Here is a 12825-nt window from a genome sequence, read left to right on the forward strand (position 1 = left end):
TACGAGATGCCCTTCTTGAACTGGCGATACGGACCTTAGACAAGTCGTATCTTCCCAGTTCAGAAGGGCATTTCGGTGTTCCCACGCCTGTCCGCGGCGCTCAGCTCATCGGTGGATCGAGGCTAAGCAGGCGGTCGGCGTCGCCCGGCACCTTCGCTCCCCGATCGCACCGGTCGGCTCGGTGCCGTTGCGCCAGTGGCTCTGTGCCGGCGGCGCGGTTCAGCGCATCGGCCAGTCCGGTCGACAGGTTAGCGGCTCGGCCGACGACTTGCTGCAGACGGTCGAGGTCGTCGCCGCTTGCCCGCACGTGTCGTCCGGCGATCACCGCCTGGATCCGGTCCTCAGGCATGGCTTCCATGCGCGGCAGGTCTCGAGCGTTCGCGAAGAGCTGGCCGGTGCGGGACCAGCGCTCGACCGCCGTGGTGAGCCGGTCGGCGAGGGCTGGTATCTGGTTCGCGGCCTCCTGAACCGCAGCTGCCACGTCCGCGGACGTCTTGGAGTCGTGCTGCTCGCCACGATCAGCGAGCACGCCGACCTCGTTGCGCAGGGCGCGGACGAGCGCCTGCGACGACGAGACGACCTTCCCGCCGTCGCTCGGTGCCCCTCGGCGTCCGTCGTGGAAGACCATGCTGGCGCGACCGGCGAGTTGCCAGGCCAGCCCTGCGAGCAGCGGCGGTCCGGCGTCCCTCCCGGTCTGGCCCGCGGCGCCGGCGGCGTAGCGACTGGTGAGCTCTGCGGCGGCGACGGCTGCACGGAAGTCCCGCAGTGTCAGGGTGTCGGCTTGCCGCGCACGGTCGAGCGCAGCGAGCAGGCCTGCGGCGGCGTCCAGGACGGTCACCTCGGCCTCTCCGGTCGGCGGGCCTGGCAGGGGAATCAGACGGTCGAGCACCACGGAGTCCGCGGCGGTGGGCGGATCCGTCTGCGCCACACGCTCGAGGGCGGCGGCCGACTGGCGGACGACGTCCAGCTCCGGAGCTGCCCCCTCCGGAAGCAACCGGCGACCGAGCCGCGCGCAGTGGTCGGCGGCCTCGGCCACCTCGACGGTGACGGCCCAGCGGTGGGAGCGGCCCATGATGGCCCGGTCGCGGCCGACGAGATCGGCGGCGACACCGGCGAGGTCGGTGAGCGGCCCGTCGCTGTGCGGCCACAGCTGGCCGGCGGTGGTGCAGGCGGTCGCGAGCGTGGTGGCCGTGCGCTGCCGGCGGCTGTCGGCGAGGGTGAGCCCGTCTTCGGCCAGTCCGGACACCGCCCGGCCCAGGTGGGCCAGTGCTCCGGTGACGTCCTCGATGGTCGCCGCCGCGGGGCGGGCGCCGGCTCGGTCGGTGAGGTCGTCGAGCAGCTGTCGCAGGGTGGTGGCCACCGCTCAGCCCAGCCGTCGCAGGGCGTGGCGGGCGGCGCGCGCGGCGTCGAGAACCGGTGTGCTGGCGAAGGTGCGCTCGTCGAGCAATCCGAGTGCGCCCATGGCCGCGCGGATGCTGGCGGCGGGGTCGCCGTCGATCAGCGGGACCGGTTGGGTGCGTCCGCCGGCGAGCTCCAGCAACTCGGCGGCGTAGAGGCATTCCAGGGCGATGTCGGCAGGCACCTGCTCCCGGTCGGCGCCGACAGCGTCGAGCAGCGAAGCGGCGTAGCCGAGCGGGTCGCTGACCGTGTCGACGGTCATGGGACACGTCCTTTCCTCAGGGCTCGGTTCTGTCGACGCTTGCGTCGCCGCGGTCGGCTGCGGGGGTCTTGCGGGACATCTGTGGAGGACCGCCCGGGCTGTGTGCGTCCGAGGAGCGGTGCTCAGTGGCGCCGTGCGGGGGAAGGGCGGCGGCGCAGTCGTCGAGCAGCCGCCAGTGCAGCTCGCGGGCGGGGTGCCGGGCGGGCAGCGGGGCGGCGGCGGCCAGCGCGGGCAGCCGGGCGGCGACGTCGTAGCCGGCGGCCTCGGCGCGCGCGAGCGCGGCGGCCAGCGGCAGCCAGTCCGGGCCGCTGACGAGGCGGGGGTCGATGCGGGCCAGGAGCTGCCGCCAGGCCGGGTCGGTGGCTGCGTCGTCGCCGTGCTCGGGTTCGCTCTCCAGGTCGGCGGCGATCTGCAGGATGCGCGTGGCGATCGTGCGGCGGTCCTCGGCGGTTGCGGCGTCGCACCAGGCGGCCAGCAGGTCTGGGGTGTGCCGGAGCATCCAGGCGCGGCTGATCCGGACGCCGGCGAGCGTCGATACCCAGTCACCGCGGTCGGACGGTGAGGCGCTGCTCATCACTGGCCTCCTGCCGCTTCGGGGAGGTGGCCGGTCGGGGTAACGCCCAGGTCGCCGTCGAACAGCGCGTGCCGCGCTGCGGTCGCCTGCGGGCTGGTGTATTCGGCGGCCCAGGAGCGGGCCGGCCAGTCGGTGTGCCGGCCGGGTGGACAGCCGATGCCCAGCCGCTCGGCCAGGCGGACGTGGAAGGCGGGAAGCGCGTACCGGTGCCACTCCTCCAGCGCGTGCGGAGCCGCCGCGTCGCCAGCGGTCGCGCGCAGGCAGGCCAGTACCGCGAGTTCGTGCACGAGGTGGGGATGGGCCGGCCAGCAGGAGGGGATGGCCTGCGTGGTCTGCCACGCGTAGCTGTGGTTGAGCCAGGCGGCGACGTCATCCAGCCACGGCCACAGCCGGGTGCGCACCTGAGCCGAGCAGGTCGCCGGGTCCCAGGGCCGGTCCAGCAGCCGCAGGCCGGCGGACTCGAGGCCGGCTTCCTCGGCCTGCCGGAGCTGCTCGAGGGCCCGGCGGATCTCCCGCGGCGGTGGCGGGAACGGCACGGCCAGTCCGACATCGGTCATCGAAGACCCCGCTCGACCGGGGCGAGACCCGCGCGGGCGGCCGCGGCGTGAGCGTCACCGGTGCGCTCGACCATGCTGGCGGTGTGCTCCCGGGCGGCGGCGACCCGGTCGCGAGCCGAGGCCTGCGCGGCCAGCAGCTGCGCGCCGCGGCGTCCGGAGAGGCAGCGGGTGAGCGCGGCGATCACCGGTGGGGCGTTCTCCGCGACCACCAGAGCTCGGCCGGGCGGCAGCTGGCGGATCTCTTCCGGGCGCAGCACGGGCACGGTCTCGCCGTGGGTGGATCGAGACCATCCGCTGCCTCGGTAGCTGTAGGACGTGCGCCGGACCCGGGTGCTGCCCAGCAGCTCGGAGAGATCGCGGTAGAAGCCACCGTCCTTGCCGCCGCCGAAGGCGACGAGCACGTTGGTGAGCCCGAACAGGGCTCGGGCCTCGTGCTCGCCGTAGATGAGCACCAGCTGCCGCCAGGTCTGCGCGGCGTAGATGAAGGAAATGCCCAGAGCCCGGTCGTTGGCCATCCGGGTGCGCAGCGTGGGCAGCGGCGCGGTGGAGGGCAGCTCGTCCAGGCAGGCCAGCAGCGGCGGGCACAGCCGCCCGGTCGGTGCATCGCCTGCGAGCTGCAGAGCGGTGTCCAGGACGTGCTCGGCCAGGGCCGTCATCAGCGGGGCCGCCGAGGCGTAGGGATCCTCGCGGCCGAGCAGGTAGACGGTGCCACCGGCGGCCAGCAGCGCGGCGATGTCCGTGCCCGGCCGGCCGGGCCCGGGAGTGCAGCGGCGGCGGATGTCAGCCTGGAAGAACAGGGTCAGCGCCTGCTGCACCGTGGTGGCGGTGTTCCCGGCGGTGCGCGGATCGCCGTTAAGAGCACCGTGGAGCAGCCCGTCCCAGAAGGGCGCGGCGTGCGGATGAGCGCGCAGGATGTCGGCCGGCTGGGTCGCCGCCTGGGGGTGGGCGGCCCACTCCAGGACGTCCTCGATGGTGCGGCCGGTCAGCGCGGCGGCGTGCAGATAGCCCTGCAGCACCTTGGCAGCTTCGAAGGCGTAGAACCGAGCCGCGGAATCGGTCGTGCCGCCGGTGACCGCACCGGGAACGGTGCCGGCGGTGAACGCCTTGGCGCGGCGCTCGGCCGTCATGGGGTCCACGCAGCCGACGATGGGGTCCCACACCAGCTCCGGCAGTCCAGGAACGGCGCCGAAGGGGTCGAGCACGGCGACCGGGCGGTCGCCGTCGGCGCGTGCGTCGACGGTGAGCAGCAGATCCTCGGCCTTGGTCAGGGTGACCAGCGCCGCGCCGGGCGCGTCGAGCAGGGCAGGGGCGAGCAGGTCGAGGGTCTTGCCCGACCCCTGCGGCCCGTAGACGCCGGTCGTGCGGTCGAAGGGCACCCACAGCTCCCCGGCGGCGGGGACCGCGGCGTGGCCCAGCGGCCATCCGATATCCGTGTTCACGACGCGGCGAGGGCTACGCCGACGGGCCGGGGTCAGGTCGGGACGGACGACGAGTCCGACCCGGCGCAACCGACCGCTGCCGAGTACCTCGGCCACCTGGTTGCGGGTGGCCATGCCCGACCGCCCGGTCAGCCATCGGTGCACGGCCCACGCCGCTCCCCCGCTGACGGCCAGGAAGAGCGCGAAGCACCCGGCGATGGCGGTGTACACAGCCGCGGGCGACGGCAGCGCCGCCGTCTGTGCGGCGTCCAGCCCGGCGGTGGGCTCGCCGGTGAGCAAGCCGCCGACGGCGGCGACCAGGGCGGCCGACCCGTGCGGCCACACCCAGCCGCCGCCGGTCAGCAGTGCTGCGATTGCGCGGCCGGCCGGCAGCAGCAGTGCGGCGGCCGTCACCCACACCACCGCCGCAGCCACCGGAATCTCCCAGCTCGCCGGGCCGACGTCGTCCCGGGATCGATCGCCGCTCACGACCACCCTCCGTTCTCCCTGTTCACGTCTGGTCCCACGACTGGTCTACGCACCTGCCGGCTCTCACAGCTCGATCCCGCGCTCGGCGAGCCAGGGGACGGGGTCGATCGGGGCGCCGTCGACGCGGACCTCGAAGTGCAGGTGCACTCCGGTGCTGTTGCCGGTCGAGCCCTGGTAGCCGAGCAGCGCGCCGGCGCTGACCGCTTGGCCGGCGGTGACGGTGTAGGCGGTCAGGTGCGCGTAGCGGGTGCTGACGCCGGCGCCGTGGTCGAGTTCGACGAGGTTGCCGTAGCCGGTCAGCGCCAGGCTGCCGTCGCGGTCGCAGTAGGCGCTGGTGCAGCGGGCGTCGGTCACGGTGCCGTCCGTGGCGGCGTAGACAGGGGTGCCGCGGGGGCCGGCGATGTCCACGCCCGCGTGCAGGCTTCCGCCGCGGGGACCGAAGCCGGAGGTGATGGTCCCGGCGGTGGGCCGGATCCAGGTTCCGGCGGCCGCGACCGCGGCGGGACACAGGGCAGGCGCTGCGGCGGACGGGTCCGCTGCGGCGGCCTCGGCGGCCGGCCAGAGCATGGCGGTCAGCTCGCGGGCCAGCGGCTCCCAGCGGGCGTAGGCGGTCGGCGTGGCCGAGATCTGCACGGCTTGCGCGGCCGCCGTCAGTGGGATGGTCCGCCAGTCGGGCACTGTGGCGAGCCGCTGGTAGAACGCCTCGGCGGCGTAGACGGGGTCCATCAGGTCGGCGATGGCTCCCCAGCCGGCGGTCCAGCGTTGCTGGAAGGTGTTGACGCTGTCGTGGTCGGTGCCGATCCCGTCGTGCGGGTACTGCAGGCTCGTCGCCGTGACCGCGGCCTGCTCCGCGGTCAGCTGGGAGCTGCTGCCGTCGTTGGCCAGCATCCGCAGGCGGGACTCCTGGTAGGCGGTGGCCAGGGCCACCGTTGCCGCGTACGGCGGCAGCCCGACACGTGCCGCGACGTCGACGATGGTCTGGGCATGGCCCATCTGGACCGCGTCGAGGTCGCTGCCGGCGGCGGTAGCGCCGGTGCCTGCGGCCCCGCACGAGGCGAACCCCACAGGCCGAGCGGCCTCCGCCGCTTCCGGCGCGGCGAGGACTCCCAGGGGAATCAGCAGCAGAGCGACCGCCCCACCGACCGGGACGGCGAGCGGTGCGGCCAGCTTCCACAGCCACGCCTGCGCGTACGACTGGGCGGCGCGCCCGACGGCCCCGCTCATGCAGGCCGCCCGCCGGTGAGGGCCTCATTCGTGTAGGTCAGCTCCAGTTCGGGTCTGGTGAGGACCGTCTGCACCTTGAACGCCCGGTCCCCGACCAGCCACAGCGCCCGCCCCTTGCCGGCGACCGCCCAGCCGGTGACGACCCGCTGGGCGATCGGAGTCAGGCCGAGCAGCTCGCCCAACTCGTCGCCGACGGCCTGATCCTGGCCGTGCAGGACCTTGACGTCGCACAGGTGCAGCAGGTCGCGGGCAATAGCCACGGCCTGGGACGTGGCGTCGCCGGCGGTGAGCATGTCCGAGGGCTTGTGGGCGAGCAGGATCTGCACGTCGGCGTCGCGGCGGGACAGCCGCAGGTTGGCGTCGAGGCTTTTCATGGCCTCGGCGCCCAGGCGCATCTGCCGCCAGGTCTCGTCGCGCACGACGATGCGCAGGTCGCCGGGGTCGGCGATCTCGCGCATCGCCTGCCCCCAGCTGTTCAAGCAGGTCAGCGCCATACCGACGGCCTGGTCGCCGAGCGGTTCCAGGCGGGACAGCGACAGCGACTGGATGGGGGCGCGCCAGTCGACGGCGATCGTCGTGCGGTCGTCGAACAGGCCGGCCAGTGAGCCCTTGACCAGTGACCCAAGGGCGTCGCGCAGGGTTCGGGTGGCGTCGAGGAAGTGCCGGCGGTCGGCGTAGCGGCAGCTGGTGATGAGAGCGTCGGGTGGCTCGTCCAGTGCCCGCCACAGTTGCGGGACGGTCACCTCAGTCAGCCGGGTGGCGCCGGAGCGGTAGCCGGTGAGCAGGCGCAGCGCCTCCCCCACCGCCGTCTCCTCCACCGGTCCGAACGGCACGTGCTGGGAGCCGACGAGACCGCGCAGCAGCACGATCCATCGCGCGAAGACCAGCGCCTCCCGGCGTCGGGCCTCGGCGGCGGGCAGCCGGTCCCAGCCGTGCCCGAGCGGGCCGAAGTCCAAGGGGTTCACCCGCGCAGACAGTCCGTGGCCGACGGCGATCGGTTCGACGCCGAGAGCTCGGCACAGCGGCTCGTACTCGTCCTTGGTGTCGCCCAGGACGAGGGTCCGGTAGCCGTAGCCGAGCATCCGCAGCGCGAAGGCCTTGACCGTGGCGGACTTCCCGCGTCCCGGCTTGCCGAACACGACGACGTTCGGGTTGGTGACCGGGATGTCGTCGTCAGTGACCCAGCCGACCGGATCGCAGTAGAAGGCGCCGCCCGAGAGCAGGTCGATGCCCATCTGTGCACCGGTCGGTGGCAGGCCGCTGGTGGCGATGAGCGGCCACACCACCGGGGTCTGCTCCGAGGTCATCCGCCACACCGACAGCGGCGCCAGCGCAACCGCACGCCCTCGTCCGCGCCCGCGGGGGCCTCGGCGCGGTACCGCCACCGGGAACGGTGAGGTGCACCGCTCCCCCACCGGTTCCCTCTGCACGGGAGGGAGGGGGTGGCCGAAGTCGTCGAGCAGGACGGCGAGGTCCCGGCCCCGACCGTGGCGGCGGCTCATCGCCGTCCCCTCCGTTCCGGCAGACCGATCCCCAGGGGGATGGCGGCGGCGGCGAATCCGGCGTCCTGTGCCAGGTCCAGCCGCAGCGGCACGAAACCCGCGGCGCGGACGGCGGCGTCGAGCCGCCGGCCGTGCTCGGCGATCGGCCAGGTGCCGGGCACCGTGACGCAGGCGGCCACGGCCGGACGGACCAGTGCCCGGCCGGCGGCGAGCTTCTCGTCCGCGGCGCCGATCCGTTCGGTGTCCCGCCGCTGCCGTGCCCGCTGGCGGAAGCCCATACGGGCGCGCAGTTCGTTGCCGGTGGTGGCGCTCATGTCCTCGCGGCCGACGAGCCGGGTCGCCCGGTCCAGTGGCAGGGGCGCCAGGAACACCGTCAGGCTGCGCCGCTCCCCCGGCGTGGCCGGCACCAGCACCGGGGCCAGTGCGCCGAGCACCGCGCCGGAGTCGGGCAGCAGGATGGTGTCGGTGACCGATGCCCAGGCGTCGTGAGCGTAGTGACGCACTTCGGCGAGGGATCGTGTCGGCCCTGCGGCGCCCATCGGCACCCCGGTCGCCGGAGCGCGGCCGCCGGCGTGCCCGTCGAGGTAGTGAGCGGCGATGAGCTGGCCGCGGTCCCCGGGCGCGAAGCCCGTGCGCACCGCCTCCGCGAGGCCGGCCGAGTCCAGCCAGCTGAGCGCGGTGCAGCCGACCGCCCCGCGCAGCGCCCCCTCGATCTCGGCCATCACTCCGTGCAGCACCCGCGCGCGGCCGTCGATCCCGCCGCCGGACTCCCGGGCGGCGCGGCCGATCCGCCGCTCGCCGACGACCACGGTCACGAACGCCTCCGACCGCACCGCCGCCGGGGTCAGCGCGGCTCCCAGCAGGGCGTTGACCTGCGTGGCCACCGCGGGCGCGTCCGCGCGGGCATGAGCCCGCTCCCAGCCGGCGCGCTCGGCCCCGTCGTCGGGCACCGTGCGCACCTGCAGCGCGACGACGTCGACCAGTTCGGTGCGAGCCGCGATCTCGCACAGTTCGGCTAGCCCGGCGCCCATCCGGTCGCGCTCTCCGGGCTCGGCCAAGCCGATGCCGGGGTGGGAGATCCGAGCGACGGCCGCCCAGGTCCGTGCCGCGTAGTTCTGCACGATCACCGGGCGCGTGAAGGTCTGGCCGAACGGGGGCCCGTCGTGGGTACGGATCCCGGCCAGCACTCCCGGCAGATCCACCTCCGACAAGTCCTCGGCTGTCCCGGCGGCCGCGCGGGACCCGAAGGCCGTCCAGCCCAGCGCCCGCCCCACCGCGAACAGGCACAGATCGACCACCCAGCGCCCGGCCGAGCGCCCCCGGATCGGCACCAGCAGAGCCGCGGACAGCAGGGCCCACACCGGCAGCCACAGCAACAGCACCATCCAGGCCCGGGCGTTGAGGGCGATCAGCGCCGGAACACCGGCGAGGCTGACCAGTGCCAGCTGGGTGCCGGTCATGCCGAGGAACCAGCCAGAGACGTCCTTGGCGTAGTCGCCGTATCGGGTGGCGCTCACCGGTGATCGCCCTCCCCACCGACGTCGTCCGACCAACTCGTCGGCGTCTCGAGCGCGTCGTGCTCGAGGCCCGCGTGACTGTCCGATCGCTCCGCCGGCCAGGCGGCGACGACCGATCCGTCGTCACCGCCACCACCGTGCGACGTCGTGCGGGGCAGCCCGCCTGCAGCGGCGACCTGACTCGCTGAGCCGGAGCCGCCTCCGCTCGACGCCCCGGACCCACGCCACGCCGTCCGCCCCGGGGACGGCTGGCCGTGGTAGGGGGCGGAGTGCCCGACTCCCGCGCTGGACAGCACGTCGGAGGCCGACGCAGCCACCCCGGCGGCCAGCCGGCCGGCCCCCGACGTACCGGCGGCCAGAGCTCGCAGCGCACCGGCGAACCGCCCGCTGGTCGCGGCGTCCGCGGTGGACTCCCCCTGCGCGCGGTCTCCGCTCGTCTGCGCGGCCGCTCCAGATGCGGCCACGCCACCGGAGGTTGCGGCGACCGCGGCACCGGCGGCGGCCGCTCCAGCGCCCAGCCTGCTCAGCGCCCCCATGACGCCACCGGAGGCGGCGAGCGAGGAACGCAGCGCCGCGCCGCTGGAGGTGCCCGGATCGACGAAGGCCAGAAGCCGGAAGAGCACCAGCGGCGAGATTGCTCCGAGCAGGATCAGCAGGCACCCGACGACGGCCATGCCGACCGCGGCCTCGGTGTCCGTCTCCTCGGCCCCGGTCAGGATGCCCTCGGTGATGGTGACCCCGACCCCGAGGACGAGGACGGCCACCGGTGCGACCAGCAGCGCGGCGATGAACCAGCGCAGGCTGCGCCAGAACCAGGCGCTCGACGTCTGCGCCAGCAGCCCGCCCGCCGAGATGGCCGACGTTGCAGCGAGCACGATCAGCGCCGCTTCGCGGACGAGCATCAGCAGCAGGTAGCCGAGGCTGGCCGGGACCAGCAGGAAGATGGACGACACCCCGAGGACGGTGGCCACGGTCCCGTTGACCAGGTCCCGCTCCACGTTGATCGACGGATCGAAGGCGGCCATCGTGTCGATGTCGAGCAAGGCGCGCAGCAGGCCCGTCGTCAGCCCGGAGACGCCGGTGACCAGCAGCGCGGCCACGCCGATGTACCCGGCCCAGACCAGCCCGTACTGCGCGACGCCCAGCAGTAGTCGCCCCAGCGTCTGCCCGTCCCGGCGCAGCCCCGCGGCACCCAGTTGCACCAGGGCCATCAGCGTCGCCACGGCCGCGCCGATGCCGAAAGTCACCGGATAGACGCCGGCCAGCGGGCCGTCGGCGGACAGGTCAGGCGTGGCGAGAGAATCGATGACCGAGAACGCAAGGCTGAGCAACCACAGCCCGGCGCCCCAGAGCGCCAGCATGGCGCTGGTCCACACGCCCTCTGCCACGTTGCCGGCCGCGTCGCCGAGCAGATCACCGGCTGCCTCGCCGAGCGCGCAGAGCGGGTTGACGGGCAGACACGGCAACCGGTTCGGACCCGCCGCAGGCAGAGCCATGACCGTCGACTCGGCCGCAGCCGGCGTCCCCGTCCCCAGCCAGCTGATCAACGTCAGCACGAGAGCAACGAGCAGGAGGCGGACGAGAGGCGACCTCGCACGTCGACGCCCGGAGGGGCTAGGCATGGCGCAGGTCCCGCCATCCGGCGTCGATCGCCGCGTCGGTCCCCGGCCAGAACGACGGCGCCGGTGCAGGCTCCGGACCCGGGCCGATCAGCCACCGGTCTTCGACCCAGACCATCCGCTGGCAATCGGCGACGGCCATCCGGGCCGTCCGCTCGAGGGTGACGGTGAACTCCAGGTCCACGCACACCACCGCGAAGTCCGGACCCACCGTGCCCTTGATCAATCCCATGACGGGCCGGACGACGATGGCCAGCTGCGGTGACCCAGCGACGGACAGCCCCGCTCCCGACAGCAGGCTCGCCATTCCGACGACGCCGGACCAGTTCTCCGGCGTCGGACCGCCGGCGGCCGCCCACGCGCCGATCACGTCGCGGACGCCGTCCATCGACCCTGACTGCATCGCCGTCACGTCGATCGCCGCCAGCTGCGCCAGCGCGCCTTCCGGCGTGCGTGGAAAGCCACTCGCCACATTCGCCGGACCGACACCTGAAGGGCGCGGGAGCACCAGCACCTCGGCCGCTCTGCTCGAGAGCGGCCCGGGCAGCGCCTCCTCCGGCTCGGCGGTCGGCATGGGTGCGGCGGCCAGCGCATCTTGCTCGGACAGGCTCCTGGTTGCCCTTCCGGCGACTGGGCTTGCCTCACCTCCGTCCGGGTCTTCGGCCAGCGCCGCAATCACCGCGAGCACCAGCCCGGCGACGATCGCCAGCAAGACCGCCACACAGCTGCCGGCCAGCACGAGCAGTCGAGCCGGACTCCACTCCGTCTTCGCCGTCTCTTGACGGCCAGCTCGGCGCCTCATCACGTGCACCCGCTGCCAGTGATGGAGTTCAAGATCACGAGGATGACCGTGTAGGTGATCGCCACCATCACGGTGACCGCGACCCCCATGGCCCCATACCTAGAGGCGTGCGGATGCGAGAAGATCCGCCCCATCAGCACGGCGCCCAAGGACACCACCGCGCTGATGACGATCAGGACCAGGACGCCCCACTTCACCCAGCCGGTAATCTGGTTGGCGAAGCCCTGCATGCCGGGCGGCGCCTGCGGACAGACCGCTGCGGAGAACCCCGCCGGCGCCGCGGTGGCCGGCAAGGCGCTCAGCACGAGCAGTCCGGCGAGGGCGAGCGCGATGATCGACGCAGCGCGGACTGCTGCAGCCGCGGTTCCCCGTCCCACCCTCATCGGCCGTCTCCAGGTGCACAGTCCTCGGACCGCGCTGCGCGGTGCCGGTGCCGTGGGGGCGCCACCGGCACCAGGAGTGCGGCCAGCGCCCGCCCGGCGGCGGCTACCGGCTTGGGCAGCGGGTCTCTGGTCAGACCGGTGATTTGCAGACGTCGGTCGACCGGCACCGAGACCACCCGTCCCCGCGCCCGCAACTCAGCCAGCCGCGGACCGCAGCTGGCCTCCACCGGCCGTGGCCACCGCGCCGGACCCACCGCGGCGACGGCCGCCTCTCCATCGATGACTGCCAGGACGTGCTCGGTCTGCCGGACCGCTGGGACCGTGACCCGGGTGACGACGACCAGGCTGCAGCCGACGAGCGACCGCGGTGAGTCGAGCAGCGCACAGGTCGTCGACCAGCCCGCGTCCACCACGACCGTGCCGTTCGCGTCGGTCTCCGGGAGCGGTGGGAGCGCTCCGTCGGCGGGGCGCCGAGCGAGCCTGACGACATCGAGTCGACCGCGCCGGCCGCGGCGCCATCCGTCGTCGGTGCCCAGTTCGATGGCCGGGGCAGCCGCCAGCCCCGAGCGGACCGGCTCGGCGTAGTCGACCAGCTGCACCTGCCGGCCCTCCGCCAGCTCCTCGCCGATCGTCAACGCGACGGTGGAAGCACCGGCCCCGGCGTGACCGGCCACGACCAGGACCGCACGGCTGCCGGCGGTCACTCCCGTCCAGGGGACGTCAGAGCGATCCGGTCGGCCGGCAGCGCCGGTGACCGCGTCCCGGAACGCCTGATCTTCTGGAGCGAGGACGCCGTCGCTGACGTCGTCGAAGAGCCCCGACCGGATGGCCACGACGGCCGCGCGCATGGCGGGCACGGTCATCGACCATCCCTTGTGAGGATCCGTGGAGCTCAAGGGCGCCGGCGCCGCCGACGGCGGCGTGCCAAGACTTGGCCTACCGCGCCGCGGCCCCCGATGCGGGGCTGTCGTCTGCATGCGCCGACGGTGGCGACCGAACCTCTGGTAGTCCTCCAGTCGACCAGGCAGACAGGCCTCTGGCCGAGGTCCGGGCCCACCGGCGCAGCAGGCGATGGCCGAC

The 12825-nt window shown here is 73.9% G+C and carries 12 protein-coding genes; all 12 read right to left on the reverse strand.

The features are described 5' to 3' along the window. Window positions 1–100 precede the first annotated feature (100 nt). The 12 genes from DQ240_RS20240 to DQ240_RS20295 all read right to left on the reverse strand — a co-directional run bounded on the left by DQ240_RS20240 (window position 101) and on the right by DQ240_RS20295 (window position 12608). On the reverse strand, window positions 101–1360 hold the full coding sequence (locus DQ240_RS20240; RefSeq protein WP_113841523.1) for a hypothetical protein: 1260 nt from the start codon (window positions 1358–1360) through the stop codon (window positions 101–103). Window positions 1361–1363: 3 nt separating this feature from the next. Beyond that, window positions 1364–1660, reverse strand: a complete 297-nt coding sequence (locus DQ240_RS20245; RefSeq protein ID WP_014739737.1) for a hypothetical protein — start codon at window positions 1658–1660, stop codon at window positions 1364–1366. Window positions 1661–1676: 16 nt separating this feature from the next. Further along, on the reverse strand, window positions 1677–2234 hold the full coding sequence (locus DQ240_RS20250; RefSeq protein WP_113841524.1) for a hypothetical protein: 558 nt from the start codon (window positions 2232–2234) through the stop codon (window positions 1677–1679). Next, window positions 2234–2791, reverse strand: coding sequence for a hypothetical protein (locus DQ240_RS20255; RefSeq protein WP_199589428.1), 558 nt, complete (start codon window positions 2789–2791; stop codon window positions 2234–2236). Before DQ240_RS20255 ends, DQ240_RS20250 begins: the two co-directional genes overlap by 1 nt. Beyond that, window positions 2788–4698 (reverse strand): type IV secretory system conjugative DNA transfer family protein, encoded by a 1911-nt coding sequence (locus DQ240_RS20260; RefSeq protein WP_113841575.1) that lies wholly within the window; start codon window positions 4696–4698, stop codon window positions 2788–2790. The genes DQ240_RS20255 and DQ240_RS20260 overlap by 4 nt, the downstream gene beginning before the upstream one ends. A gap of 63 nt (window positions 4699–4761) precedes the next feature. Then, window positions 4762–5922 (reverse strand): M23 family metallopeptidase, encoded by a 1161-nt coding sequence (locus DQ240_RS20265; RefSeq protein ID WP_113841525.1) that lies wholly within the window; start codon window positions 5920–5922, stop codon window positions 4762–4764. Continuing rightward, window positions 5919–7424, reverse strand: a complete 1506-nt coding sequence (locus tag DQ240_RS20270) for an ATP-binding protein (RefSeq protein ID WP_113841526.1) — start codon at window positions 7422–7424, stop codon at window positions 5919–5921. Before DQ240_RS20270 ends, DQ240_RS20265 begins: the two co-directional genes overlap by 4 nt. After that, entirely contained in the window at window positions 7421–8941 is a 1521-nt protein-coding gene (locus tag DQ240_RS20275; protein WP_199589429.1) for an SCO6880 family protein, read from the reverse strand. Before DQ240_RS20275 ends, DQ240_RS20270 begins: the two co-directional genes overlap by 4 nt. Then, window positions 8938–10407 carry a hypothetical protein gene (locus DQ240_RS20280; protein WP_233498854.1) on the reverse strand — a complete coding sequence of 490 codons (1470 nt, stop codon included), beginning with the start codon at window positions 10405–10407 and terminating at the stop codon, window positions 8938–8940. Before DQ240_RS20280 ends, DQ240_RS20275 begins: the two co-directional genes overlap by 4 nt. A 148-nt stretch (window positions 10408–10555) precedes the next feature. Then, window positions 10556–11299, reverse strand: a complete 744-nt coding sequence (locus DQ240_RS20285; protein ID WP_233498855.1) for a hypothetical protein — start codon at window positions 11297–11299, stop codon at window positions 10556–10558. Between the two features lie 62 nt (window positions 11300–11361). Further along, window positions 11362–11745 (reverse strand): hypothetical protein, encoded by a 384-nt coding sequence (locus tag DQ240_RS20290; protein ID WP_113841527.1) that lies wholly within the window; start codon window positions 11743–11745, stop codon window positions 11362–11364. Continuing rightward, entirely contained in the window at window positions 11742–12608 is an 867-nt protein-coding gene (locus tag DQ240_RS20295) for a hypothetical protein (protein WP_113841528.1), read from the reverse strand. Before DQ240_RS20295 ends, DQ240_RS20290 begins: the two co-directional genes overlap by 4 nt. Window positions 12609–12825: the final 217 nt, after the last annotated feature.

This window comes from Blastococcus sp. TF02A-26, assembly GCF_003319125.1.
Taxonomy (GTDB): domain Bacteria; phylum Actinomycetota; class Actinomycetes; order Mycobacteriales; family Geodermatophilaceae; genus Trujillonella.

Excerpts from the sequence above, each read along its gene's own strand:
- DQ240_RS20255 (WP_199589428.1), bottom strand. The coding sequence starts at position 2,791 with ATGACCGATGTCGGACTGGCCGTGCCGTTCCCGCCACCGCCGCGGGAG.
- DQ240_RS20265 (WP_113841525.1), bottom strand. The coding sequence starts at position 5,922 with ATGAGCGGGGCCGTCGGGCGCGCCGCCCAGTCGTACGCGCAGGCGTGG.
- DQ240_RS20250 (WP_113841524.1), bottom strand. The coding sequence starts at position 2,234 with ATGAGCAGCGCCTCACCGTCCGACCGCGGTGACTGGGTATCGACGCTC.
- DQ240_RS20245 (WP_014739737.1), bottom strand. The coding sequence starts at position 1,660 with ATGACCGTCGACACGGTCAGCGACCCGCTCGGCTACGCCGCTTCGCTG.
- DQ240_RS20270 (WP_113841526.1), bottom strand. The coding sequence starts at position 7,424 with ATGAGCCGCCGCCACGGTCGGGGCCGGGACCTCGCCGTCCTGCTCGAC.
- DQ240_RS20295 (WP_113841528.1), bottom strand. The coding sequence starts at position 12,608 with ATGACCGTGCCCGCCATGCGCGCGGCCGTCGTGGCCATCCGGTCGGGG.
- DQ240_RS20290 (WP_113841527.1), bottom strand. The coding sequence starts at position 11,745 with ATGAGGGTGGGACGGGGAACCGCGGCTGCAGCAGTCCGCGCTGCGTCG.